The organism is Paenibacillus sp. BK720, assembly GCF_011761545.1.
Classification (GTDB): Bacteria; Bacillota; Bacilli; order Paenibacillales; family Paenibacillaceae; genus Pristimantibacillus.
Genome location: NZ_JAASRQ010000001.1, coordinates 306965 through 332221, shown reverse-complemented (window position 1 = coordinate 332221; position 25257 = coordinate 306965). Strand labels below are relative to the sequence as shown.

19 protein-coding genes are annotated in these 25257 nt (G+C 53.5%); 4 read left to right on the top strand and 15 right to left on the bottom strand.

What is annotated here, in order from left to right; all coding sequences use genetic code 11:
- Window positions 1–65: 65 nt before the first annotated feature.
- The 3 genes from FHT67_RS01455 to FHT67_RS01445 form a co-directional block, all read right to left on the bottom strand.
- Complete coding sequence (locus FHT67_RS01455; RefSeq protein WP_132303306.1) at window positions 66–1520, bottom strand: ABC transporter substrate-binding protein; 1455 nt, start codon at window positions 1518–1520, stop codon at window positions 66–68.
- A gap of 119 nt (window positions 1521–1639) precedes the next feature.
- Window positions 1640–3415, bottom strand: a complete 1776-nt coding sequence (locus FHT67_RS01450) for a sensor histidine kinase (RefSeq protein ID WP_167194998.1) — start codon at window positions 3413–3415, stop codon at window positions 1640–1642.
- The gene (locus FHT67_RS01445) at window positions 3412–5028 is read right to left on the bottom strand and encodes a response regulator transcription factor (RefSeq protein WP_167194994.1); all 1617 of its coding nucleotides are present in this window, start codon (window positions 5026–5028) and stop codon (window positions 3412–3414) included. Before FHT67_RS01445 ends, FHT67_RS01450 begins: the two co-directional genes overlap by 4 nt.
- 191 nt (window positions 5029–5219) lie before the next feature.
- On the opposite strand from FHT67_RS01445, the gene FHT67_RS01440 reads away from it, so the two are divergent.
- A complete protein-coding gene (locus FHT67_RS01440; RefSeq protein ID WP_167194991.1) occupies window positions 5220–6848 on the top strand; it encodes a catalase in 1629 nt (542 codons plus the stop codon).
- A gap of 196 nt (window positions 6849–7044) precedes the next feature.
- Entirely contained in the window at window positions 7045–7269 is a 225-nt protein-coding gene (locus FHT67_RS01435) for a helix-turn-helix domain-containing protein (protein WP_006040330.1), read from the top strand.
- 210 nt (window positions 7270–7479) lie between these two features.
- Here the strand turns inward: FHT67_RS01435 and FHT67_RS01430 are convergent, their stop codons facing one another.
- Window positions 7480–8337: a YhcN/YlaJ family sporulation lipoprotein gene (locus FHT67_RS01430; protein WP_132303251.1), complete on the bottom strand. Its 858-nt coding sequence runs from the start codon at window positions 8335–8337 to the stop codon at window positions 7480–7482.
- A 181-nt stretch (window positions 8338–8518) separates the two neighbouring features.
- Between FHT67_RS01430 and FHT67_RS01425 the strand changes: the two genes are divergently transcribed.
- On the top strand, window positions 8519–9508 hold the full coding sequence (locus tag FHT67_RS01425; RefSeq protein WP_167194988.1) for a ketoacyl-ACP synthase III: 990 nt from the start codon (window positions 8519–8521) through the stop codon (window positions 9506–9508).
- Window positions 9509–9519: 11 nt separating this feature from the next.
- Here FHT67_RS01425 and FHT67_RS01420 read toward each other — a convergent pair whose 3' ends face one another.
- From FHT67_RS01420 to FHT67_RS01370, 11 genes are all read right to left on the bottom strand, one after another.
- Window positions 9520–10629 carry a CgeB family protein gene (locus FHT67_RS01420; RefSeq protein ID WP_167194985.1) on the bottom strand — a complete coding sequence of 370 codons (1110 nt, stop codon included), beginning with the start codon at window positions 10627–10629 and terminating at the stop codon, window positions 9520–9522.
- 11 nt (window positions 10630–10640) lie between these two features.
- Window positions 10641–11741: a CgeB family protein gene (locus tag FHT67_RS01415; RefSeq protein ID WP_167194982.1), complete on the bottom strand. Its 1101-nt coding sequence runs from the start codon at window positions 11739–11741 to the stop codon at window positions 10641–10643.
- 115 nt (window positions 11742–11856) lie between these two features.
- Entirely contained in the window at window positions 11857–12141 is a 285-nt protein-coding gene (locus FHT67_RS01410; protein WP_132303247.1) for a hypothetical protein, read from the bottom strand.
- On the bottom strand, window positions 12138–12452 hold the full coding sequence (locus tag FHT67_RS01405) for a hypothetical protein (protein WP_481856663.1): 315 nt from the start codon (window positions 12450–12452) through the stop codon (window positions 12138–12140). Before FHT67_RS01405 ends, FHT67_RS01410 begins: the two co-directional genes overlap by 4 nt.
- Entirely contained in the window at window positions 12449–12790 is a 342-nt protein-coding gene (locus FHT67_RS01400; protein WP_132303246.1) for an alpha-helical endospore appendage domain-containing protein, read from the bottom strand. The genes FHT67_RS01405 and FHT67_RS01400 overlap by 4 nt, the downstream gene beginning before the upstream one ends.
- A gap of 24 nt (window positions 12791–12814) precedes the next feature.
- Window positions 12815–13102, bottom strand: a complete 288-nt coding sequence (locus tag FHT67_RS01395) for a nucleoside-diphosphate sugar epimerase (protein ID WP_132303245.1) — start codon at window positions 13100–13102, stop codon at window positions 12815–12817.
- Between the two features lie 99 nt (window positions 13103–13201).
- Window positions 13202–14548, bottom strand: coding sequence for a glycosyltransferase (locus FHT67_RS01390; RefSeq protein ID WP_167194979.1), 1347 nt, complete (start codon window positions 14546–14548; stop codon window positions 13202–13204).
- Window positions 14549–14565: 17 nt separating this feature from the next.
- Complete coding sequence (locus tag FHT67_RS01385) at window positions 14566–15288, bottom strand: sugar phosphate nucleotidyltransferase (protein ID WP_132303243.1); 723 nt, start codon at window positions 15286–15288, stop codon at window positions 14566–14568.
- Window positions 15289–15317: 29 nt separating this feature from the next.
- Entirely contained in the window at window positions 15318–16070 is a 753-nt protein-coding gene (locus FHT67_RS01380; RefSeq protein ID WP_167194976.1) for a glycosyltransferase family 2 protein, read from the bottom strand.
- Window positions 16071–16259: 189 nt separating this feature from the next.
- Entirely contained in the window at window positions 16260–22616 is a 6357-nt protein-coding gene (locus FHT67_RS01375) for a WIAG-tail domain (protein WP_167194972.1), read from the bottom strand.
- A 101-nt stretch (window positions 22617–22717) separates the two neighbouring features.
- Complete coding sequence (locus FHT67_RS01370; protein WP_167194969.1) at window positions 22718–24031, bottom strand: glycosyltransferase family 4 protein; 1314 nt, start codon at window positions 24029–24031, stop codon at window positions 22718–22720.
- A 173-nt stretch (window positions 24032–24204) separates the two neighbouring features.
- On the opposite strand from FHT67_RS01370, the gene asd reads away from it, so the two are divergent.
- Window positions 24205–24993, top strand: a complete 789-nt coding sequence (gene asd / locus FHT67_RS01365) for an archaetidylserine decarboxylase (protein ID WP_207918080.1) — start codon at window positions 24205–24207, stop codon at window positions 24991–24993.
- Window positions 24994–25257 lie beyond the last annotated feature (264 nt).

Genomic DNA, 25257 nt, shown 5'->3' with positions numbered 1-25257 from the left:
AGGACAGCGATTCATCGAATTCCCGAACCGCTGCCCTCTCCTGTTATCCGCGGTCTGCGGACAGCTTACTCGACGTCGCGCCGGCCTTGTACTTGCTGCTGTGCCTTCGCGGCAATGGAATCAAGCGCTTCCTGGGCGGATTGTTTGCCCAGCCACACTTTATCCAAAGCAGGGTTAACGACATCCATGATTTTATTGAAGTTTTTCACGTAAGCCGTTGGCGTTGCATGGCTGTGGTTCAGAAGCATGTCAATGATCGCGCCGTTATAGCCGGATGGGCGGGCTGCCAGATCTTTTGTCCACTTGTCCAGCTTCTCGCTGTCGGTGTACCAGTCTTTCGGAGCAGGCATCCAGGTTCCGTTGGTCAGCATGTCGAGCGAAGCTTCCGGATCAAGCAGCGCCTTGAGCAGCTCCCAAGCTTCCTGCGGATGCTTGGTCGATTTGAAGATGGAGAACATGCCGGCTACTACGGTTGTTACCGGCTCTTTCATGACCGGCAGAACGCCTACGTTATAGTTGAACTTGGATTCCGCAAGCGACGACGAAGCCCATTGTCCGTCAATGGCCATCGCAACCTTCTTCGTCTGAAGCGCTACGTTAGTTCCAGGGATATTCTTCGACTGAAGCGGGGATGGAGCAACATGATACACGTTGATCAGGTCGGCCATCTTCTGAAACACTTCTACGGCTTCCGGCTGATTAAGGGCAAAGGTTTTGCCGTCGGCCGACAGGAAGTCGCCGCCGTTGGAGTAGATAAAGTTACTGTAAGCACCCCACCAGGTCGGCAGGTTGATGCCGAATTGCTTAATATTTTTAGGGTCGAAATTCGGGTCCGCTGCATTGCGTCCCTTGTTGTCGAGCGTCAGCTTCTTGGCAACGTCGACGAATTGATCCCAGGTCCACGCTTTGGAAGCATCGGAAGGAGGCGGTTCGATGCCGGCATCCTTGAATACGTCTTCGTTATAGAACAGTCCGAATGTCTCGGGACCAGGACCGATGCCGATAATGTTGCCCGGCGCTTGGGAATACGTAATATTCGGAACAATCGAATCGAGTGTAATCTGCTGATCCTTCGCAAGGAAGTCCTGCAGGTTCAGGAACTTGCCTTCTTCCGCAAGCGGGAAAGCAATGGTGGCGGATTCCATCATCGCGACATCCGGCTCGTCGTTGCCGGCTACCATTGTCGTCAGCTTCGTATCGTAATCACCGCTGCTGATGGCCTGAAATTCGACTTTTACGTTCGGATGAGCCTTCTCGAAATTGGCAATGGCGGATTTGTACGCCGCTACCTCAGCCGGCGCGCCCCATCCGGTCAGCTTCAGTGTAATTTTTTCGCCGCTGCCAGCCGTGCCGGAATCGGTGCCGGAACTGGCCGTATTTGCCGAGCTGCTTGCGTTATTGCCGGATGAAGAATTGCCATTGCCGGAACTATCGGACTTGGTGCAGCCGGACATGACCAGCACGGCCGACAGAACCGTAACCATAAATGCGGAAGTGTATTTCCATCGATTCATAATCATTTTTTTCGAGCCCCTCTCTCATTTCATCCTCATGGCTCATAGCTGCAGTCTATGATTGCTTTTATTGTAGATGATGGATAACGCTTACAAAACCCGAGCATTTCTAGAATGGTGGACTTTTATTGGGTCTTGCCCGGCAGATGGATGACGATGCTTGTCCCCTTGCCCGGAGCGGAATGAATGCGGATGCCGTATTCGTCGCCGTAGGCCATCCGGATCCGCGAAATCGTATTTTTGATTCCGACAGAAGCGGATTCCTTGTACAATATCGCGCCGATCCCCTCCTTGCTGATCCCCCGTCCGTTATCGCGCACCTCGAAATAACGGCCGTCCTCGTCGATCCAGCCCCGGATCGTGATTTGCCCGCCTTCTTCCACGCCGCTGAATCCGTGCAGAATGGCATTTTCCACAAAAGGCTGGAAAAGAAGTCTTGGCAGCTTGATCTCGTAGAGCGCCGGCTCGATCTCGTAAGCAACCGTAAACTTGCCTTCGAACCTGGCGGACATGATAAAGAAGTAGTTGCGCATCCATTCCAGCTCCTCCGACAGATGAACGGCTTCCCAATCTTTCCGGGACGTATAATGCAGCATATTGGACAAGCAGACCAGCATCTTGCTCAGCTCCGTCTGACGGTTCTCGAGAGCCGTCCAGTTCATGATATTCAGCGTGTTATACAGGAAATGAGGATTCATCTGCATGTTAAGCGCCTGAATCTCCGCTTCCTTCTCCTTCAGCTTGATCTCGTAATTTTCTTTCACGAGCATGGCGATTCGGTCGTTCATCCGGTTAAAGCGCTGGGACAGGAGGCCAAATTCGTCCTTGCGGTCCACGTCAACGCGTGCTTCGAAATCCCCTTCACCTACCGAACGCATCGCGCTCATCAGCTTTTTGATCGGAACCGTAATTCGGCTAATGATGAAATAAGCAAACACTAGAGCTACAACGCTTAAGGCGATGGCGCTCACTATGGTCGATGTCCGGAGCACCGGAACCAGGGAGCTTACGAGCGCGGATTGCGGCGTAATGACAATCGACATCCAGCCGGTCACTTCCGAGCGGGCGAAGCTTACGATCTGGTTATGCCCGTTCAGCTTGATCCGCTCGCTCCCGCTGCCCTGCTCGCGGAAATTATTGATCCAGTCTTCATCGAAGCGCTTCGTTACCTGGGACTGGTCGCTTGAAGCCACGACGATATTGTCGGGGTCAAGCACCATGTAAGAGGAGCCCGCCGGGATACTCCGCTCGAACAGCTCGTCCATCACCGTCGACTTGAAGCTGATCGTGAGCACCGGGCGCTCGACTTCAGGCTTCAGCTTGACCAGCGTGCTGTCTTCCATGTGAGAGAAGTTAAGCAATCGGGTTGCGGAGAACAAGTAACGGTAATCGATCGTCCCGTCTTGCAGCCACGGCTGATCGTACATCTTGATGAAATCATAGGTCGGGTACCAGACCATCTTGCCCCCTGCCTTAACCGCTTCTTTGTAAATCGCGGACTGTACCGGATTACCGAGCGGCATTAGCATGGTGCTTCCGAAGGTGTAATACGAGGTCCATAGCTGCGCGGAATAGACATCCGCATTCTGGGAGAAATATTTGCTTAAGATGGCGGTAACCTGCCGGTCGGCTGCGACAAGCTCTTCTTCTTTCGCCGGGTTCAGATTATTGAAAATCTGGAACAGGTCCTTGTCCACGAACAAAGACCTGCTATTCTGATCGACGATCCCCAGCTTGGTGTCGATCACGTCGTTATTTTTCATCACGACATCGTAAACATTGTTTTGCGCCTGCTCGGTAACGACCTTTAAGCTTGAATTGTAAAACAGCGTGCTCAGCACAAGCAGAGGCAATGCGATAAGCGTCAGATAGCTGAGCAGCAGCCTTAATCGAAACGTCATGATCTATCCCCTCTCCCCGTCTGCGGACGCAGCGTATGCTTGTAGGCTTCCGGCGACAAGCCAACTTGCCGCTTAAAAATCCGGGTGAAATATTTCGTATCCCGGTAGCCGCATTGCTCCGCGATTTCGTAGATTTTGAACCGGCCGCCGGCGAGCAGCTCCTTCGCCGCCCTCATACGGGCCTCCGTCAAATGATCGGAGAACGAGCGTCCGGTGCGGCTCTTCATCAAGGTACTGAAATAGGAGGGATTGAAGTGAAATTGCTCCGCTGCCATCTCGAGCGTCAGATCCTCCGCGTAATGCCCCTGAATCCAATTCAGGCATTGCTCCACCGCCAGCTCGCCGCTGCCCTGCTTCCGCTCCGTCAGCGATTTGTGCACCTCGGCCAGCCTGCCAAGCATCAGCTCCATCAGCATACCGCTGCTGATACAAGACGGAATGGCTGTGGAAGCGGTATCCGCGAGAGCGCTTCCAACCTGCTGGTCGATGATGCCGGAGGTCCTGCTCTTAAGCTTCATTAGCGTAAGGGACGCATAGTTTTTCATCAGCTTTGGCTCCGTGCGGCCCTGCGAGGCCAGCTCGGCAAAGGCATCCCGGCACATCGCCTCGGCCCTTGCGAAGGACTGCTCCTGCAGCGCTTCGAACAGTTGCTCGCCATCGAGCTGGAAAACAGCGCTCGTATTGCCCAGTCCAGCGTCAGGCTCAAAGGTCACGACACCCTCCCAGACCTCGTGGAAAGCATATTCCAATGCTTCTTCCGCCTGTCGGTACAGGCTCGAGATATAGGTCTCGGCAGGTTTCACCCTATGCTCTTCCCGCAGAGCCGCAATGCCATGGGATACCATGCCGCAAGCTCGCCATATCTCCGTCTGCCTCATCAGGCTGGAGCGCAGCTCCTCTATCCCCTCTGCTGGCTTGCTCTCCCGCTTCAAGACGGTCACCAGACGAATGCTGTGCTGCGATACCGTCTGCAGAGGGAACACGCAAGCCTCGCCATAGGCGGATACCCGCTGCTTAAGCTGTTCGACCAGCTCCTGCACGGGAAAAGCTTCTCCTTCAGCGCGGATTTCCGTCAATACGAGAGTGTTCATTTGAGCAAGCAAAGGCCACTCTTCAAGGTCAACCGGTTCGCCCGGGGAAAGCTCGCCGTTCAGCCATTGGTGAAGGAGCCGGCTCCTGTAGGCGGAGGATGCCAGCTCAAGCTTTTGCTTCATTTCGGCCGATTCGCCTCGCTCCCGCTCTTCTTCCGCAAGCTGCCGGTCGAGCCGCTGCAGCAAAACCTCCACCTTGTCCATGTCAACGGGCTTGAGCAGATAGTCGTAAGCGCCGTGGCGGATCGCTCTTTGGGCATACTCGAACAAATTATAAGCCGATACCATCACTACCTTGGTCTGCAGCTCCTCTTCCTTCAGCCGCTGCAGGAACGCAAGCCCGTCAAGGTTCGGCATTTGTATATCGCTAAGCACGACATCGGGCTGTTCTTCCCTGACCAGGGCAAGGGCGGCTTCTCCGTCCTTGGCCGTTTTCACCTTGGCGCCCGGGCGCATCATTTGAATCATGCCGGCCATTCCTCGCAAATGCCGCGGTTCGTCGTCGACGATCAATATGTTCATGGGACTAGTCCTTTCCACCTTCTGATAAGCAGGCTGTTTTCTAATACAGTACTACGCGCCATGACGCTTGAATAGGGGGATAAGGCTTCAACTATATTCCAATTGCTTTTCATAAACTCTTTCGGAATGAGGAATAGTATTGGAGTATGAGGTAAAATCGACGTGAAATTGGAAATGGAGGAAAGTCAATAATGTCCGCAAATGATACAAACGGCACTCATGCGGCAGGCGCGGGCGGTGCAGCCGATAACCGCAAAGCGGCAGGCGAATCCGGTCTGACGCTTACGACCAGACAAGGCCATCCGGTATCCGACAATCAGAACACGAGAACGGTTGGCAACCGCGGTCCCGCTACCCTTGAAAATTACCATTTTATCGAAAAAATCACCCATTTCGACCGCGAACGCGTTCCTGAACGGGTTGTACACGCCCGCGGAGCCGGCGCACACGGCTACTTCGAAGCTTACGGCACGTTCGGCAACGAGCCGATCGGCAACTATACGAGAGCGAAGCTTTTCCAGGAAAAAGGCAAAAAAACGCCTGTCTTCGTCCGCTTCTCGAGCGTTATCCATGGCGGGCATTCGCCGGAGACGCTCCGCGACCCGCGCGGCTTTGCGACCAAATTTTACACGGAGGACGGCAATTGGGATCTGGTGGGCAACAACCTGAAGATCTTCTTCATCCGCGATGCGATGAAATTCCCGGACATGGTTCATGCCTTCAAGCCGGATCCGGTAACGAACCTGCAGTCGATGGAGCGCTTCTTCGACTTTGTCTCGAATTCGCCGGAAGCGACCCATATGATCACATTCCTGTTCTCCCCTTGGGGAATCCCTGCGAACTACCGCCAGATGCAGGGCTCCGGCGTCAATACATACAAATGGGTAAATGCGAAGGGCGAAGCGGTACTGGTCAAATATCACTGGGATCCGCAGCAAGGCGTCAAAAACCTGACTCAAGCCGAAGCCGAGCAAATTCAGGCGAAGAACTTCAACCATGCGACGCAGGATCTGTACGAGGCGATTGAGCGTGGAGATTACCCGGCCTGGGAGCTGAAGGTGCAGATTATGGCGGACGGCGAGCATCCGGAGCTTGACTTCGATCCGCTCGACGATACGAAGCTGTGGCCGGAAGAGCAGTTCCCGATGGTGCCGGTAGGCAAGATGGTGCTTAATAAAAACCCTGAAAATTATTTCGCCGAGGTGGAGCAGGCGGCATTCGGAACGGGCGTATTGGTGGACGGGCTGGACTTCTCGGACGATAAAATGCTGCAAGGCCGCACTTTGTCCTACTCCGATACCCAGCGTTACCGCGTAGGCGCGAACTACCTGCAGCTGCCGATCAACGCGCCGAAGAAACGCGCCGCAACCAATCAGCGCGACGGTCAAATGGCCTTTTATGTCGATGTCGCTCCGGGGCAAAATCCGCATGTGAACTACGAGCCCTCGAGTCTGAACGGACTTTCGGAGGCCAAAGCTTCCGGTATGCCGCATGAGCCGCATTATGACGCGAATCTCGTCCGGCAGACGATTGACCGGACCAACGATTTCGCACAGGCTGGCGATACGTTCCGCAAGCTGGAGCAGTGGGAGCGCGACGAGCTCATTCATAATCTGGGCGATGCCTTGTCAACCTGCGCGCCCGTCATTCAGGACAAGATGCTGTCCAATTTGACGAAGGCGGATCCGGAATACGGCCGTCTCGTGGCGGAAGCCATCAAGAAGTCCTCCGCTAGGAAGCCGGGACACGAAGGCACCTTCCCAGCCCGCGAGGGGATGGAAATCGCCGAGGAGCTTGGACACAAAACGGATGGATACTAAGCCTTCACGAAAACATTAAATAAACAAGGGCTGCCCCCGCGTCAAGCCGATTGACGTCCGGGACAGCCCTCTTTTATTATAAGCGCCCATTTTCCCTGCATACAGCACCATTGCTATAGCCATTTCATACAATAAGTTGACTGTATCCCTTAACCTTGTTAAACCATAAAAACCCGAGCAAGGAGGGGTGACAAACTTGAAGGGTAGCGACCATAAAAGCAAGTTTTTGTTAACGCATCGTGAACGCGAGGTATTTGAGCTGCTGGTGCAGGATAAAACAACTAGAGATATTGCGCAGCAATTATTTATCAGCGAAAAGACCGTCCGCAACCATATTTCGAATGTCATGCAGAAGTTAAATGTTAAAGGTCGTTCGCAAGCGGTTGTCGAGCTGATCAAGCTTGGGGAGTTGCAAATCTAACCATCCCATTCATGATTTGGGCGTTTCCAGTTTCCCCCGCTCCCCTTAAAAGGCGCGGGGTTTTACTTTGTTTCAATTTCGACAAAGTTCTTTAATCTTAGGCTAAGGTTTCTTCGTTACAATCATATGCATCAACCCCACAGTTGATACCATTTCTAGGACAGGCCCGCTTGCTTCGCAAGCGGGCCCTTTTTTGTTTATATCTAGCTGTTAGCGGTGATCGTAAATATAAGGAGTGGTGTGCTTCGCCGAACTCGAATTCAGCTTGGTGGCATTGGCGGGGAAAATGCGCTCAACCATGGCGTTAAATTCGGATACAAAGCCTTGAATCGGATGACCCAGACGAACGTCGCCCATATAGCTGTTCATGCGGTCCACAAAGTCAGGGCTTGCGGATACATAAACGTTCTGGACCGAAGGATGCAGCCGTTTTACTTCCGCGGCGATATCGCTTTTGATCTTGTCCGTAAGCTGGCTCTCGCCGGTGTCGGTTGTGCTCAGGCCGCGCATGCCGTTGTTGGAATAGCCGCCCATCGTGCCGTTCATGCCATACGTTCCGTTCATGCCGTTCATGCCGTATTTCCCGCCGCTCGCGCCATACGTGCCGTTCATGTGGCGGTTCGCGTCGGTGATCGGACTGCTCATGTTCGTACGGTTGTAGCTTTTTGCGCTTAGACCGCGCGTATGATCCTCGAAGGATACGGCAACATAAGCATTGCGGTCAGTAAGCATCACATTGGCTGTCTTGACCGTATTCATGGCGACAAGCTTCTTCGCGATTTCCTCGCTCATTTCCATCTTATAATTTTTATGACTGCCAACGATGTTGTTGCTGTTGAGACGGCGGCCATTGACGCGATTCATTTCGTTCATTTGATCATTCGCGAAACGTTTGTCGGTCAATGTTCCCGGAGCCGCCAAATTTCGGATCATATTTCCGTTAGCATCGTAACGCACGCTGTTGGGGCGGATATTTTTGTTGCCGATATCTCCCTGATTGGACGCGCAACCCGCTAACGATGCCGCTAAAGCCACACTTGCTGTAAGAAGAATGAATTTGTTTTTCATGAACTGGCCACTCCTCCATTCGATTAGTCAGGCTTTGACCCGTGACTTATTGTGCTCCGTTATGTGGAAGCTATCCTCAGCAATGCTTGACAAATGGATTCAAATTCAGTAATTTAATATCAAGTGTTAGTACCAGGTACTAAGATAAATGCCAATCATGCAAATCAAAGGAGCTGTTCCAATGGAAAAGCAAATGCAATCCAACGCAGCTATAACGGCCATAGGCACTTATACTCCGGATAAAGTTTTGTCCAATGCGGATTTGGAGCGTATCGTCGACACCTCGGACGAATGGATCGTCCAGCGCACGGGCATCCGCGAACGCCGGATTGCGGCGGATGACCAGTTCACAAGCGATTTATGCATCCGGGCGGTAAGGGATATGCAGGAGCGGTACGGGGTGGAAATCGAGGATGTCGATTACATTATCGTCGCTACCTCGACACCGGATAATGTCATCCCAAGCGTTGCCGCCCAGGTTCAGGCTGGCCTTGGAATCCGTCATTGCGGCGCAATCGATATTCAGGCCGCATGCGCGGGCTTTACCTCGGCAGTCCAGCTGGCGAACGGACTGCTCCTGTCAGGCGTTTACCGTAAAATTCTCGTCATCGGCGGAGAAACCTTGTCCAAGGTTACGAACTACGAAGATCGGACGACTTGCATTTTGTTTGGCGACGGAGCCGGCGCATTTTTAATGGAAGCCCGCGAAGAAGGAAATATCCTGGCGGTCTCCGCTCAGACGGACGGCGCTGGCGGACACCATGTCTACCGCAGCGGCTTGTCCCCTGTCATTAACGCCGCGGATATCGATACGACAAGCCGCATCGTCCAAAATGGCCGGGAAGTGTACAAATGGGCACTCAGCCACGTATCCGAGGGAATCGCCGGATTGCTGCGTGACAGCGGACTGGCGCCATCCGAAATCAACTGGTTCGTTCCGCACAACGCGAATCAGCGCATTATTGACGCGTTATGCGAACGGACCGGCATAAGCGAGCAGCAGGCTTTGTCGAGCATCGAGCATTACGGCAACACTTCCGCGGCATCCATTCCGCTTGCTCTCGATGCCGCCGTCCGCGACGGCCGCGTATTGCCGGGACATTTGCTGCTGCTCTATGGCTTTGGCGGCGGATTGACCCAATCAGGCGTCTTGCTTCGTTGGTCCATTTAATTCATGAAGTGCTAGAGGAGCGGGAATAATATCGTAAGCATCGTCTGAAGACGGTTCGCGTATTTATGGTCCCGGAAAGCCCGGTACATGCCGCGAAGGGCGATTTGCTGCCGCTCCTCCTCGTGCTTCAGGTAATAATCCAGCTTCTCGATTAGCTCCACCGGCGAGGAATAGGTTACGATTTCCACTCCGGGAGTGAAAAAGGAAGCAAGATCATCCCGGGTATCGCATACCTGCAACACGCCGCATGCGGCAATTTCGAAGGTCCGGGGATTAGGAGAAACAGCCGTTAATCCGATCCGGTTGCTGTTGTACAAGGCATCGTCATGCGCGCGATGCATATTGATCACGATTTTGGAAGCATTGTAAGTCAAGGCCGTTTCTGCCGGGCCCATCCAGTTGTTCAGCTTGATTTTCGAGCGGAGCAGGTCGTATTGGGATAACCGGTCCCACCAAATACCGGATATTAACGTATTTTTCTCCGCCAGATAAGGCGTTAATTCATTGAAATAACTAACTCTGTTTAAATAGGCGGAGCCGATAAACGTAATTTCCTTGCGGCTGGAACGCTCCGGATTCGTCGGGCGATACTGCGCCGGATCGAAGCAGAAAGGCAGGTAATGCACATTCTGGCAGCCAAGCTGCTTGTAATAGTCCACCGAGTTGCGCTCCAGCGTAAATACCGTATCGTAATGCGGCACAATCATCGTCGTAATATCCATATAATAAGGATCATCGGTCAGCCAGATTGCCGTCCGGATGCCGTTGTTCCGAAGCGTCGCGATCTGGCCGACATCAAACTGCAGTCCGTCCAGCACAATAACGACGTCGGGCCGATCCGCCAGCGCGATCTCCGCCACCGCCTGCGTTGCGTTCACAACGGTCAACCTCTGAACCATCGCCGCTAAAGTGCCTCTAACGGCTTCGTCGATCGGCGAATAAGGAAATCCTTTGCCCGTCTCCACGTACATCGCGTGAACCGGCCATACTTTATGGGTCTGCGGGATACGGCTGATTGCTTCCTCGCATAACCCGATCCAGTACCCGTGATCCCAGCCCAGCTTATACCCCGCCGCTCGCCCTGCCTCCTCGTCAGTCTTCCGTTTGACTACTGGCGCCATATTCGTCCCTCCTACTTCAATAGATTCAAAAGCGCGGCGATTCGCGCAGTCATCGTATGCTCGCGTAAAGTACGGTACAAGCCTCTCATCGCAATCCGCAAACGCTCCTCTTCATGGGTCAAATAATAATCGATTTTCTGCAGCAGCTCCTGCGCATTGCCGTAAGTTTCGATCTCGTAGCCCGGACGGTACTGGGAATACAGATCATCCCGGATATCCGTTAGCTGCAGCGTCGCGCATGCCGAAACGTCATAGGTTCTCGGGTTCAGCGACAGGCCCGGTGCCTGGGCTTCAATCTGATTATCCTTCCCGGGGACATCGGACCGGTGCATATTGATGACAATCTTGGAGCCGTTGTAATAATGGGCGGCTGCTTCAGGCGCAATGCCCTCCGGATGGATACTGGATGCTAACAGCGGATATTGCTTCAGACGGTCCCAGTGCCCTCCGGCAATAAACAGCTTTCGCTTGGACAGCTGCCCGGCGATTGAATCGATCAGCTCTACCCGGTTCCAGAAGGCTACTCCTATAAAACAAACCTCGTATTCATACGCCTTCTCCGCGCGAAAGGGACGGAATACGGACTCGTTGACCGCGAGAGGCAGATGATGCACCTGAAGGCATCCATGCTGCCGGTATAGAGGAATGGTCCCCCGCTCATGCGTCAATACAACATCGTAAAACGGCGCGATCTGGACCGTCTGGGCCGTCATGTACGGATCATCCACAAACCAGATCGCCGTCTTGATTCCCAGCGCCCGGATTGCGGCAATCTGTTCCAAATGATCCGGCGGAAACGTGTATAGGCCGTTTAGTACCAGCACAATGTCCGGCGAAAGGGCGGCCGCCTGCTGCAGCAGGCCTTCCTGCACGCCTACATGCAATTCGCTGACGCATCTTTGCAGCGCCTCTATGATTCCGGAATCAATCGCGTCAAACCCTAATGAGCCTTGCGGAATATACAACACACGCAGAGGCATTACTTCCGGGACCGGGGTTACGAGAGAAGTCTTTGCCCATTCGCAAGCTCCGTCCCGCCATCCTGCATGAAAACCGGCCGAATACCCCTGCTGCCTGCCTTGTTGAAAGGACGTCGCCGCTGCCGTGTTCAAATTTCACACTCACCTGCCCGTTATTCGAAGTTATACAAAAAAAGCCTTATTCCTGATTTGTCCATGCTGGGCATGAACAAGGCAGAGCTAAGACCTCTATCTTCCGTTTGCGCGATTACGCCTGCGTTTCGTAGGCAATCTGATGGCCGTCCTCAAAGCCTTTGGCGAAGCCGGCGTTATACCCGTCGTTATAGGCTTGGTTAAAACCGTTATCATAGCCGGCTTGATCAAAGCTGTAGCTTTTTCTTCTTTTTCTGGCCGAAGACTTCCGGCGTTTCATCGTGCTTTTGCCCGTCTTCTTCCCCGCTGTCTTCCGGGCTCCGCTTACTTTGCGTTTCGTCCGGACACCAGGCTTGCGTTTGGTTCTCCGTTTCGCCGATACGGCGCTCTTCTTCTTCATATCAAACGCCTCCTTCCGCGATGACCTCTGTCTTGCAGCCTGCTGATCTTGGCGTTCAGCCAAGGGCTGCCGGGGCGTCCGCGCTTCAGTCGCCTGCCCCGCATCGTTAGCCCCGTTACGGACTCCGCTATATTTTTCTGCATGGACGTTAAGAGCTTTACATTCTCGGCAATGCTTCTGGCGAGCTCGGGGGAAGCCTCCGATACGTCGGCGATGCTGTTCAGAATGCGGGCAAGCGCCGTCTGGCTGCTGGCGAGAGACGAGAGAATCTCCAGCTTCACTTGCCGTTCCTTGGATGCCATTAATTTCAATTCATGTCACCCATGCCGCCGAACAGCATCTCCTCGTCGTCCCCGTCATGATCGCCCCCGCCTTCATTGCTTTTGGGCAGAACCGAGCGCATGACGGACAGGATCCCTTGGCTCATTTTGTTAACGCCGTCCAATAATTCAATCACCTGCTCGTTGATTTGAGCTGTCTGTTTAAGCTGGGTCTGATCGCCGAGGAAGGATGCCTCGGTAATATGATTGCATATCCAATTACGCGCTTTCTCCGCCTCTTCAGCCTTGGCTTCCAGCATCTTGGCAATGTTCCACTGCATATTGGCGGTAGCGCCAAGCATACGCATATAGGCCTGTTCCCGATTCATGACTAACATCCTCCTTCCGGCGGCTTACTCTTCTTCTTCTGCACGAAGCTCGCGGACCGTAAACGTCAGCTGCGCGGCAAGCGTCTCCTGCAGCTCAGCTATCGTTGTCAGATACGAAACAACTCCGCCCAGCAAAGCCTGCGTGTTCGACAGCAGTCCCTCGGTTCCCCCAAAATTCGGATTGTTGTCGGGGATGGCTTTCACGACCTCAGCCATCCGCACGACAACATGGCGCTTGGAGTCGATCATGCGTGCCATTTGTTGATGGGAATGCGATAAATGCTCTATGATTTCGTTAACGATCTGCTGCAACTTCAAGCCCCTCCTTTGCAGCAATAAACGTCTCCAGTTCAATTGTCGCTCGTCATCCTAGCATATGCATCTTTGAAAAAGGGTGATACTTGCGTATGCCTACAGGACTTGGCGAAGCTTAACCGGCGGAATCAGCGGCAGCCCTTCCGGCATTTCCTGCAGCTGTTCCACGGTCAGCGGATACTTCGCCCTTTCGTTCAAATGCCAGGAGACGGCCGCTGCTTCGGTAATAATTTTTCGCTTGGTGCCATTCTCCAGATAATACAGGAAGCCGTCCAGCCCGCTTGCTATCTGCCCATGCATGGGAGCACCGTAATGAACGGAATGAAGCGCATGCCATTTGGACATCGCTTCAACCGAGGGCAGCGCTTCTCCCGCCGGCCAGCTCCGGAGAAGAATTTGCGGCAGGCGTACGACGGGTCCGAACCATTCCCCTTCGATTGGACGTTTGATCCCTTGCTCAATCCAATAAACCTGCGGGCCAATCCCTTTCACTGCGACGCCTTCCGGGTAAAAGGCGGTCTCTCCTTTTGCCATAAGCGAAGTCAGCTTCGGATCGCTCGTGCGGACTTGATGAATCCACGCATACGGATTATTCCATTTGGTCATATAGTAAACCATATTCCGGGTGTTAACCTGTTCAAGCTGATCGCCCAGCGCCTTGATGCTGACGCTCCCGAAATGATGGATAAAGGAGTCCCTTGCGATGACGAGGGAGTAACCGAGCAGCCTGGTCCGAATATTATAATCATCATCCTCGTAATTGCCGAATTCGAACCCTTCGTCCAAGAATCCGATTCTCTCCCACAATTCGCGGCGGAACAAGAGGCAGAAGCCCGGCAGCCTGTCTGTTCTCTCCCAGCGCTTCGGATCGGAAATATTATTGAGTCTAGCGAATTCCGGCATATCTTCGATTCTGTCGTAAGGGACCGGGATTTGCTGATCCCCGCTAATATAATTCGTGACCGGACCCACCATACCGATAGTAGGGTCGCTGTGCAGACAGATCAGCAAGTTGCCCAGCCAGTTATCCGTCACAAGCGTGTCATTGTTCAGAACAAGCATCGTTGTGCCTTTTGCCATCATCAGCCCCATATTCACCGCACCGGCGAACCCGTAATTCCGTTCGAGCACCCGGTAACGCACCTGACCGTCCAGCTGCTCTAAATATTCGGCTGTCCCGTCTGTCGACGCATTGTCGACTACGATAATCTCATGGGGCTGCTCCGTGTTGTCCACGATGCTGTCGATGCAGCCGCGCAAATAATCCACCTGATTGTAGCTCGGGATAATAATACTTGTTCCCTCAAACAAAGAATGATAGCTGCTTCGACCGGCCAGAAGTCCCTGATTGTACCCTGCCTGCAGACCGGCCTGATAGTTAGCCGTACGCCTTCCCTCTTGCGTTGGTTTGAGACGACGAATGCCCCGCGGTTTACGTCTCACTCAAAAACCTCTCCCGTCTAGTATTCTGTATCCCAATATCGGGCGGACGCTTCCTTAAGCGACTCGAACGTTCCCGCATCCATCCACCAGCCGGATAACGTCCGGTAGGTTAATAGACCGGCAGCCGCGTAAAGATTATTCAGATCCGTAATCTCGAGTTCTCCTCTGCTTGACGGGCTGATATTCTCGATCCGCTCGAACACATCCGAGCTGTACATATATAAACCGGTTACCGATAGATTCGACTGCGGCTCCTCGGGCTTTTCTTCAATACGCTTGATCGCGCCGTTAGAATCGAAGACCGGAATCCCGTACCGGTGAGGATCGTCGACTTCCTTGAGAAGCACCATCGCCCCTTCCGGCTGCTGCCGAAAATCATGAATATAGGGCTTTAAATCCTCTTCGAACAAGTTATCGCCAAGAAGAACGAGAAACTTCTCGCCGTCGGTAATAAACGGTCTGGCCAGCTGCAACGCATCCGCAATGCCTCCGGCCCCTTCCTGGATCCGGAATGCCAGCGATACGGCCCGGTCTTCGCCGCTGCCGAAATATTGAATGAACATTCCCGCAGACTGACGGTTCGTAATAATCAGAATTTCCTTGATCCCGGCCTTGCGCAGCGTCTCGATGCCATGATGGATCATCGGATGCCTGCCGACCGGCAGCATATGCTTATTGATATAAGAAGTAAGAGGCATAAGCCGTGTACCGGTTCCTCCCGCCAAAATAACAGCTTTCATAAGTGCAGCCCTCCTAACCATGTGCAGACTTACAAGGCCATCTCGCGCTTGCGCAGCCGATCCTCGAACCCGCCCCGTTCATCTGTGCATGACAGCAGCCAGTAGATCGCCTCCAAATGATCACCCAAAATCAACCGTTCAAGCGGGTTTTTCCTCTCCCGCTCCGGCCGGGGTTTATTTATTTTGCCGACATTAACGGTGTGTACGGCCTTCACCTTAAGACCTTGCTTCACAGCCATCGCGTGGGCAAGCGGAGGGACCAATAAGGCCTCCGCGCCTATCGTATCCAGGCATCTGCGGCTGATCGCATGCGGTACGGCCGTGAAGGACATTCCCTTCAGGTCTGGCCTTTGAAGAATGGCATTCAAGGCATGTTTGGCCAGCACAACGCTATGAACCTTCGCTTTGCGAACCGGACCGGAGTAATTATTCAACGCCGCGTCTACTCCTTTTTCTCTCACCGCGCGAATGAAAGGGCGTAAATCGGCAGCCGGTATAACCATATCTCCGTCAATAAACAGCAGTACCTCGCCTTTGGCTTCCAGCGCCCCTATCGTTCTCCCAACGTCATGGCCAAGAGGCTTATCGAATTGCAGCACTTTCGCCCCCGTCTTTCTAGCAATCGCTATGGAACCGTCTGTAGAACCATTGGCAACAACAATAACCTCCGTACGGGGATGTACCTTTGCAGCTTCGCGAATCACGCGCCCGATGGTCGATTTTTCATTCATAACGGGGATAATGACCGATACGGCCGGATTAGGATGAGGTGCGCGTTTCATCCACTGAATCACCTCAGTTTTTACACCTATTAAAATTTGCAAGCAGATTGATGCACATCACATAGTATGTATGCGGAATGCTGGCGCAACGGCATTTGTACAACTTCCAAGACGTCTGTCCCCCTCCCAATTAAAAAAGAGGATAGGAGCATAGATTTCGCTCCCATCCTCTATTGAAACTATCAAATCTTACCGGCCAATGGCGATCCAGTTCATGTATCCCTCAGGCTCAAACGAACCTCTGGAGCGGACAATGTTCAGAATGGCGCTGCCTTCCGATTTGCTAAAGACGGATACGTAACATTCCGGATTATCGCAGATGGCGGTAATGGCATAGTTCGTATTGCTGAACGGCTCCTCGAAAATAATTTCAACCTCCAGTATCTTTCCTTTCTTGAAGAACGAATACGGCGCAAGACCAAACTGTTGAATGACCTGACCGGTTCCCGCGGAACGGATAAAGGAAGGCGCAGGTTCCGATTCTTGTTCGAACTGTTCATCCGCAGATCCCATAACTGGCGGGAATATGGCAGACACAAGCTCGGGGGCTAATTTATCCAGCGTTATGGCCTCTGATGCAATATGCCAACCGCATACGCTGTCTTCCGCCAGCTTCTCTCTCGTTACGCTCTCATCGGCCAGCTTCTCGGTTATGATGCTTTCATCGGCCAGCTTATCGGTTGTGATGCTTTCTTCGACCAGCTTATCGCCCGTGATGCTGTTGCCGGCGAGCTTATCGCCCGTCACGCTTCCGAAAGCCAGCTTCTCGCGAGTTACGCTGCTAGTTGCCAGCTTATGGCTTGTAACACTCTCGTCGGCAAGTTTATCGCTGGTCACACTTTCATCAATCAGCTTGCGGCTCGAAATACTGTAGTCGGCTAGCTTGCCTGTCGAGACGCTCTCATCCGCCAGCTTGCTTCCGGTGACAGACAAGTCGGCTAGCTTGCTCGTAATGACATTTCCGTCGGCAAGCTTCTCGGAGGTTACGCTCTCCGCGATCAGCTTGCGGCTTGTAATGCTATCGTCGGCTAGCTTCTCGGTTGTCACACTTTCATCGGCAAGCTTGCGGCTTGTAATGCTATCTGTCGCAAGCTTATCTTCCGTGACAGTTCCCGCCGCAAGCTTCTCCGTTGTGATGCTCCCATCGGCTAGCTTATTCCAAGTGACAGCCAGATCGGCAAGCTTGTTGCTTGTTACAATTCCGTCGGCCAGCTTTTCGCCGGTTACACTTTCATCCATAAGCTTGCCGGTTGTAATGCTATAGTCGGCAAGCTTCCCGGAAGTGACGCTCTCGCTTGCCAGCTTCTCCGCCGTAATACTGCCGGAAGCCAATTTGCCAGTTGTGACACTTTCATCGGCAAGTTTATCGCTTGTGATGCTGCTCTCGGCAAGGTTCCAAGCCGTAACGCTGCCGCCCGCGAGCTTGCGGGTTGTAACGCTTTCGTCGGCAAGCTTCTCGGTTGTGACGCTCTCGCCTGCCAGCTTCCAGGTCGTTACACTTTCGTCGGCCAGCTTCTCATTGGTTACGCTGCCGCCTGCCAGCTTCTCATCTGTAACGCTCTCGTCCGCCAGCTTGCTGCCGGTAACAGTCAGGTCGGCAAGCTTTATGCCGGTGATACTCTCGTTGGCCAGCTTGCTGCCGGTCACACTTTCATCAACCAGCTTGCGGCTTGTAATGCTATCGTCGGCAAGCTTCTTGGTTGTGACACTTTCATCGGCAAGCTTGCTGCCGGTAATGCTATCTGGGGACAGCTTATCAGCCGTAATGCTTCCTGGCGCCAGCTTATCGCCGGTAATGCTGTTATCGGCAAGCTTGCTGCCCGTAACGGCCTGATCGGCAAGCTTCCTATTCGTCACGCTCGCATCGGCAAGCTTCTCGCCAGTGACGCTTTCATCGATCAGCTTGCGGCTCGAAATACTGAAATCGGCAAGCTTCCCGGTTGAGACGCTCTCATCCGCCAGCTTGCTGCCCGTAACGGATAGATCGGCAAGCTTGCTTGTAATGACGCTTCCGTCGGCCAGCTTCTCGGCAATAACGCTTTCGTCCGTCAGCTTGCGGCTTGTAATGCTGTCGTCGGCCAGCTTCTCTGTCGTTACGCTTTCGTCCGCCAGTTTACGCCTTGTAATGCTGCCTGTTGCAAGCTTATCGGAAGTAACGCTTTCCTCAGCGAGCTTTGCCGTCGTCACGCTCTCATCGGCCAGCTTGCTGCCAGCAACAGCTTGCTCGGCAAGCTTGTTGGTTGTAATGCTGTCGTCGGCCAGCTTCTCGCTGGTGACGCTCTGGTCAATCAGCTTGCGGCTTGTAATGCTGTCGTCCGCCAGCTTATCGGAAGTGACGCTCTCCGCTGCCAATTTGCGACCCGTTACCGCCTGATCGGCAAGCTTGCTCGTTGTGACGCTCTCTTCGGCCAGCTTCTCCGCCGTAACGCTTTCGAAGGCCAGCTTGCGGGTTGCGATGCTATCATCCGCCAGCTTATCCGCCGTAATGCTCTCGAAGGCCAGCTTGCTGCCCGGCACGCTTTCATCCAACAGCTTCTCGGACGTAATGCTCCGATCCGCCAGCTTATCGCTTGTGATGATGCCGTCCATAAGTTTGTCGCTTGTAATGCTTTCGACAGCCAGCTTACTGCCGATAATGCTCCCGTCTGCCAGCTTGCTGCCCGTAATAATGCCATCCGCCAGCTTCCGGCTTGAGATGCTTTCGTCCGCCAGCTTGTCGCCGGTAATACTGCCTCCGGCCAGCTTGCTTCCCGTGACGCTCTCGGCTGTCAGCTTATCGCCGGTAATACTGCCTTCGGCCAGCTTCCGGCCGCTCAGGCTTGCGTCGGCCAGTTTATCTGCCGTAATGCTGTTGTCGGCCAGCTTGTCGTTTGTAATGCTGCCTGCCGCCAGCTTGCTTCCGGTAATGCTCTCATCCGCCAGCTTCTCGCTCGTGACGCTCCCGCCAGCCAACTTGCTGCTTGTGACGCTCTCGTCGGCCAGCTTGCCGGTTGTGACGCTCTCGTCGGCCAGCTTGCCGGTCGTGATACTTTCATCGGCCAGCTTGCCGGTAACGACGCTTCCGTCCAACAGCTTGGAGGTTTGGATAATTCCTTCAGCCAACTGCTCCGGCAAAATCGTTTTCGGCTTGAATTCATTCAGAACCTCCGCGCTCAGATGATCGAAGGATACCGTGCCTTTCCGGAGATGATAGCCTTGGATGGAGTCTGCCTTAATATGCTTGCTCGCGATTGTCTCCAGGCGCAGGTGATCACCGGACACGGTATCCACTGCCAGCTTGGAAGAGGTTACCGCTCCGTTTTGCAGCTTGCTCTCATCAACAATTCCGGGTGTCAGATGCTTCTCTTGAATCGATAACGGCTGGATATGATCGGCATTAACGGATAAGGAAGCCAGCTTGGTTTCCTGAACCGCGCCGTCGGCGAGATGCTCCGTTCCGATAATTTCTTCCTGCAGGGCCCCGGCATTCACCGCTCCGGCTTGGATATGGGCTTCCCCGACGCTCAGCGGAGCAAGCTTCGCTTCGGTTACCGCTTCATCGGTGAGATGGATATTGCGGACGCTGCCCTCGACGATATGAATGCCAAGGACGGAATCATTCGCCAGGTGCCGGCTCATGACCGCTTCATTGCCGATATGGGCGGACTGGACAGCGCCGGTTGTCAGCTTCGACGACGTAACCGACTGGTTAGACAAAGCGTCCGTTCCTACCGCTCCGCCGCGAATATGATTCGCTCGGATAACGTCTTCCGCCAAATGCTCGGATTGAATGGAGAGCGGCTCGATATGGTTCGATTGAATCGAGAACGGACGAATCAGCTCCGAGTAGATCGAGCCTTCGGCAAGTTTGCTGGCCGTAACGCTGCCGTCTGCCAGCTTGGAGGTGGTTACGCTTGAATCATTCAGCTTCTCGGTCGTTACCGCATCTCTTGACAGCTTGCTTTCCGTTACCGCCTGGTCGGCAAGATGATCCGTGTTCACGATATCGTACGACAAATTCATCTCGGTAACGGATTGATAGCCCATATGCTCCGCTTGAATAATACCCGACTGCAAATGCTCGGACTGGATCGCCCGAAGGCCAATGGATTCAGACTGAATCGAGCCCGGAGCAATATGATTCGTTTGCACGCTGCGATCAGCCAGCTTGGAGGAGGTAACGTTCAAATCCGCCAGCTTCTCGCTTGTTACCGATTGGGCAGCCAACTTGCCGGTAGTTACCGATTGGTCGGACAAATGCTCCGTCTGTACGCTGCTTTCCGACAGATGCCGCATCGTTACAGCTTCGTCTGCCAGATGGACCGACTGGATGGCTCCGCCCGCAATATGCTCGCTTGCAATCGAAGAAGGCTGTACGTGGCCCCCATGAATGGAAGCAGGCTGAATCGCATCCGAATTCACCGCGTTTTGCGCAATATGCTGCTCGTTGACGCTGCTGTCGCCAAGCTTCGAGGCGGTTACGCTTCGTTCAGCCAGCTTGTCGGTTGTAACGGATTCAGGAGCAAGCTTCTGAGAGCCGATAACATGGTCGGTTAGATGATGCGGATGAACGGAGTTCGGAGACAGGTTAAACTCGGTAACCGCTCCGTAAGCGATCTTGCCGTTCGTAACCGACAGATCCTGAATGGCATCCGTATCGACGGCTTGATTGGCGAAATGCTGCTTCTCAATCAGCTTTGGCTTCAAATGCCCGGTGGAGATCGCTTCCGGGGAGATCGCGTCTTCGGTTACAGCGCCTGCCGAGAAGTGATAAGCACGAAGCGCTTCCGGAGCAATTTTCTGAAACGTAACGATTTCGTTCTTGAGATGAACCGTTTCGATGGAGCCGGCAGCGAGCTTGGAGCTTTTGACCGCTCCGTCGGCCATTTTCTTATCCGTAACGGCCTGGTCCGCAAGCTGATGGGTGCCAACCGACTGATCGCTTAGATGTTCGGTCGTAATCGCTTGGGGAGCGATTTTCTCCCCTTTCACTGAGCCGTCCTGCAGCTGCTCCCTGCCTACGGAACCGGACTGCAAATGCTGACGGGATACCACTTGGTGGGCAATATGGCGCTGCTCGATCTGACCGATGGCGATATGATCCGAAATGATGCTGCTTCGTCCGATATGCCGGGTCTGCACGGCTTCGTTCGTCAGCTTGCTGGAATTAACGCTTTGGTCGACAAGATGCTTGCTTCCAATCTGTCCGGCCACGATATGCTCGCCGGAGACAGTCTCCTGCTGGAGATGACTTGCGTTAACGGCTCCGGGTGCTATCCGCTCGGCGTTTACGGATTGAAGCTGAAGAGCTCCTGTCCCTACCGCTCCTTCCGCCAGATGCTCCTGCGTGATGGCGCCTGGAGCTACGTGCTTCCCCAGGATAGCCCCAATCGATACATGCTCCGCAAGGAGCAGCCCTTGCTTCAGATGAACGGATTCAATCGTATCCGCGGCCAGCTTGCTGCCGGTAATCGCTCCGTCCCGAAGTTTGGAATGGGTCACCGACGCCTCGCCAAGCTTTGAATTCGTAATGGCCTCATTGGCGATTTTTTCCGTGCGAACGGCGCTGTTTTGAATTTTGTCCGACGAAATGGAATGATTGTCGATCAGCTCTTCCGTGATGATTAACGGCTGAAGATGTCTCGACGTTATCGAGCTGTCCGAGATTTTGCTGGAATCAATGGTCCGGTCGGCCAGCTTCTCCGACGTGATGCTGCCATCCTGCAGCTTGCTGCCGTTAATCGAGGAATCCACGATTTTATCCCCGGTGATGGAGCTGTTCGAAAGATGGCTTCCCGTAATGGATAAAGGCGAAACCTTATTGCCCGTTACGGCCCCCGGGGCAAGATGAATATTCTGCACCGCATAATCGGAGAGGGTGGAAGAGTTAACGCTGCCCGGCCGCATTTTGTCCGAGTCTACCGAATACGGGGCAAGCTTGCCGCCGGTTACGGCTCCGTCCACGATATCGTCCGCATAGATAAACGGAAACGGTTTGTACAGGTCCTGCTTCTCCACCAGTTTGTCGAGCTTCGCCTCATAAGTGGGCTCAAGCTCCCGTACGGGTGTTTTTTGTTGCTTCGGTTCCGTCTCCGGTTCCGGCTTCGGCTCTTGTTTTTGCGCTTGCTTACCCTTTTGCTTAACCTCTTGCTTCACTTCCTGTTTAATCTCCTGCTCCTTCCGCTCTGGCGCAGGCTCTTCCTTCAGCTCCGGAACCGGTACTGGATCCGCATCATAAGAAGCAATTTCCTCGATAAGCCGCTCTGTCTCAGCTTTGCCTATTTCAGCCGATGAGGAGGCATCGGCAACAAGGATCGATTCTTCCGTCAATGCAGGGATCAAATGCGTCTCCGCCTGCGGAGCTTCTTCCACAGGAGCTATTGCGTTAATACTGACCGGCCTGTTCTCTGCAGGCTTAGGCTGCGGAACAAGCAGGTTGTTATTTTGAACCTTATTTTTCTTGCTTTTTAATTCATCCAGCCACTTTAATTCCGAGGCATTCGGATTATCAACATAATAACTCGGCTTACGCCCTTTGGCGCTTTTCGACGATTTACCTTTTGTCATTGACCTCTCCTTCTTTCTTCCTCCCCAAAGTTATTTCACTATATGCTCCTACCCATGGGCGCGCTACTGCCGTTTGGGCAACAAAAAAAGGACGGCAGCTTTTAACTGCCGTCCTCAGGGGAATAAGGCTTGCGATTCGAAAAGCCCATTTCATAGCTGATTACCTGCTCAGCCTCGTGAAGCTTTTCCTGCTCGCGCTGAGAAACGATCTCCGGTTCCGCATCTTCCTCGCATAACTCCGGGTTGTCGCGGCATCTCAGATCCGCTTCATTTCGTTGAATCTTTAACCACCGCTTCGCCGTATGTTCCCATGTAAACAGCTGCTCCACCCGTTGTCTGCTCTTTAACCCCATTTGCCTGCGAAGCGCCGCATTTTGGAGCAGGAGCAGGAGCCTTGCAGTCAGCTCGGCTTTAATTTCTTTCTGATCAATGAGATAACCGGTCTCTCCGTCCTGGATAATTTCCTGCATTCCGCCAGCCCGCGTAGCTATAACCGGAAGGCCCGTTGCCATCGCCTCCACATTCACGAGCCCGAATGCTTCCCGCTTCCCGGAAGGCATTACGGCGATGTCGGCTGCCATGAACCAGCCCGGCACTTCCGAGTAAGGCACGTAAGGCACGAACCGGACATGCTTCTTGTACCGCTCTCCCATCTTCATCAGCTTGCGGGAATAGGCGGTTGTACGGTGCGAGCCATAGAACGGGCTTCCGACGATGACGACTAGAAGATCCGGATGGACCTTGATCAGATTTGGCACAATGGCAAGCAAATGATGCACGCCTTTCAGCGGAATTAGCCTGCCGAGGAAAACAATGACTTTCCGGTGGACCAGACCTTTACGCTCCCTATGATATCTTCGCGCTGCCTCCCCTTCCGCCGTATAACGGGACTGGAATCTCTTCGTCTCCACTCCGGGATATACGACGCGGAGCTTTGTTTTCGCTTCCGGCATCTTCTTCAGGATCAGAGCGCGCAGAAATTCGCTGTTCACAATAATCCGGTCCGCTAGAGCAAAGCTCTTGCGGAGCTGCGTCTCGGAGATATGTCTCGGACTTATATAAGTGGAAGAATGCAGGTTAAGCCATATTTTGGCTTTGGGATTGGAACGCCTCAGCTTTATAACATAAGTCGGCCGGTTCTCGACCTGTATGATTTGCGGGCTAAATTTCTGTACAGCACGTCCTATGTTCGCCACATAAGACGAACGTTTGGCAGCAGGGAATCTTTCGCACACGACGTCATGAACAAGGCTCCGGCGGGGCAAATTCCGCCCGATCTTCCCGTAAATGCGAGGCTCCACACTAGGACGCAGCAGGGGAACGAATTTTTCGACAACCCGTTCGACAGAGCTGCTGTTTCCCGATGGGATCGGATAGGCTCCTGGCGTAACGAATGCCACTTTCACAGGCGACATGTCGAAGGAAGGCCTCCTTCGTTATCAATTTGCAGTTAGCATACGCGAGCCATTCCGGTATTGCCACAAGGTTGCGCGGACGCCTATACTATTGATTTGTATGAACGGTTGTGTCACACTGTTCGGAGGACATCGAAAGGCAAGACGCAAGGAAAGGACGTGAGTGAGCGGGCATGATGGGATGGTTGTTTCAGGCCATGACGGAGCTTAGTTCGCGCAAATGGATATCCAGACTTACCGGCCGCTTCGCGCAATCGAAGGCAAGCCGCAGCTGGATCCCGAGATTCGCCAGCATGTATAACATCAAAATCGAAGAAGCGGAAAAGCCGCTGGAAGCATACAGCACGTTAAACGAATTTTTCACGAGGCGACTTAAGCCTGGATCGCGGATCATACATGAAGAGACTACAGCACTCATAAGTCCGGTGGACGCCTTGATTACCGGGGCGGGACCGATTAAAGCCGGTACGATTGTTAACGTCAAAGGACAGGATTACACGATTGAGGAGCTGCTTAACCGCTCTCCTAGAACCGAGCTTTACCGCGAGGGATATTACATCGTATTGTACTTAAGCCCTACCGATTATCACCGCATACATACACCTGTCGACGGAAAGATTGTCGAGCGTGAGCATGTTCCGGGCAAGGTATACCCGGTTAACGAATTTGGCCTTCGCCGCATGCGCCGTGTCCTCAGCCGGAATGAAAGACTGATTACCTACATCAAACATGCAGGCGGAGAAACGGCAGTCGTCAAGGTTGGCGCCATGAACGTCAGCAGCATTCGTTATGTGGAGCCCATCCGCGACAAGGCTGAAAAAGGCGGCGAGCTTGCCTACTTCGAATTCGGCTCAACGGTGGTACTGCTTATGGAAAACGATACCTTCATTCCGCGGCACGATCTTGCGCCGGGGTTAAAGGTGAGAATGGGCGAGATGCTGGGGAAGTTGATTGGAAATTAAGCACAAACTGCGCAAGCTGATTATTTATAAGCACACACTGCACATTTGATGTTCTTCCGATCGCCATTGCTCGGGAAATTCCCAGAATAAACAACGAAGGGTCGGAATTCCCGAGCAAAAGCGACCACTACGGTTCTCCAGAATCATCAAATGCTCCGTTTGTACTTTCCCATCAACTTTTATAAAGACAGTCATGCAGCCATTGCTAATAGAAATGGCTGCATTCAACCCGAAAGGCGCCGCGGGGGGTTATCCCTGCGGCGC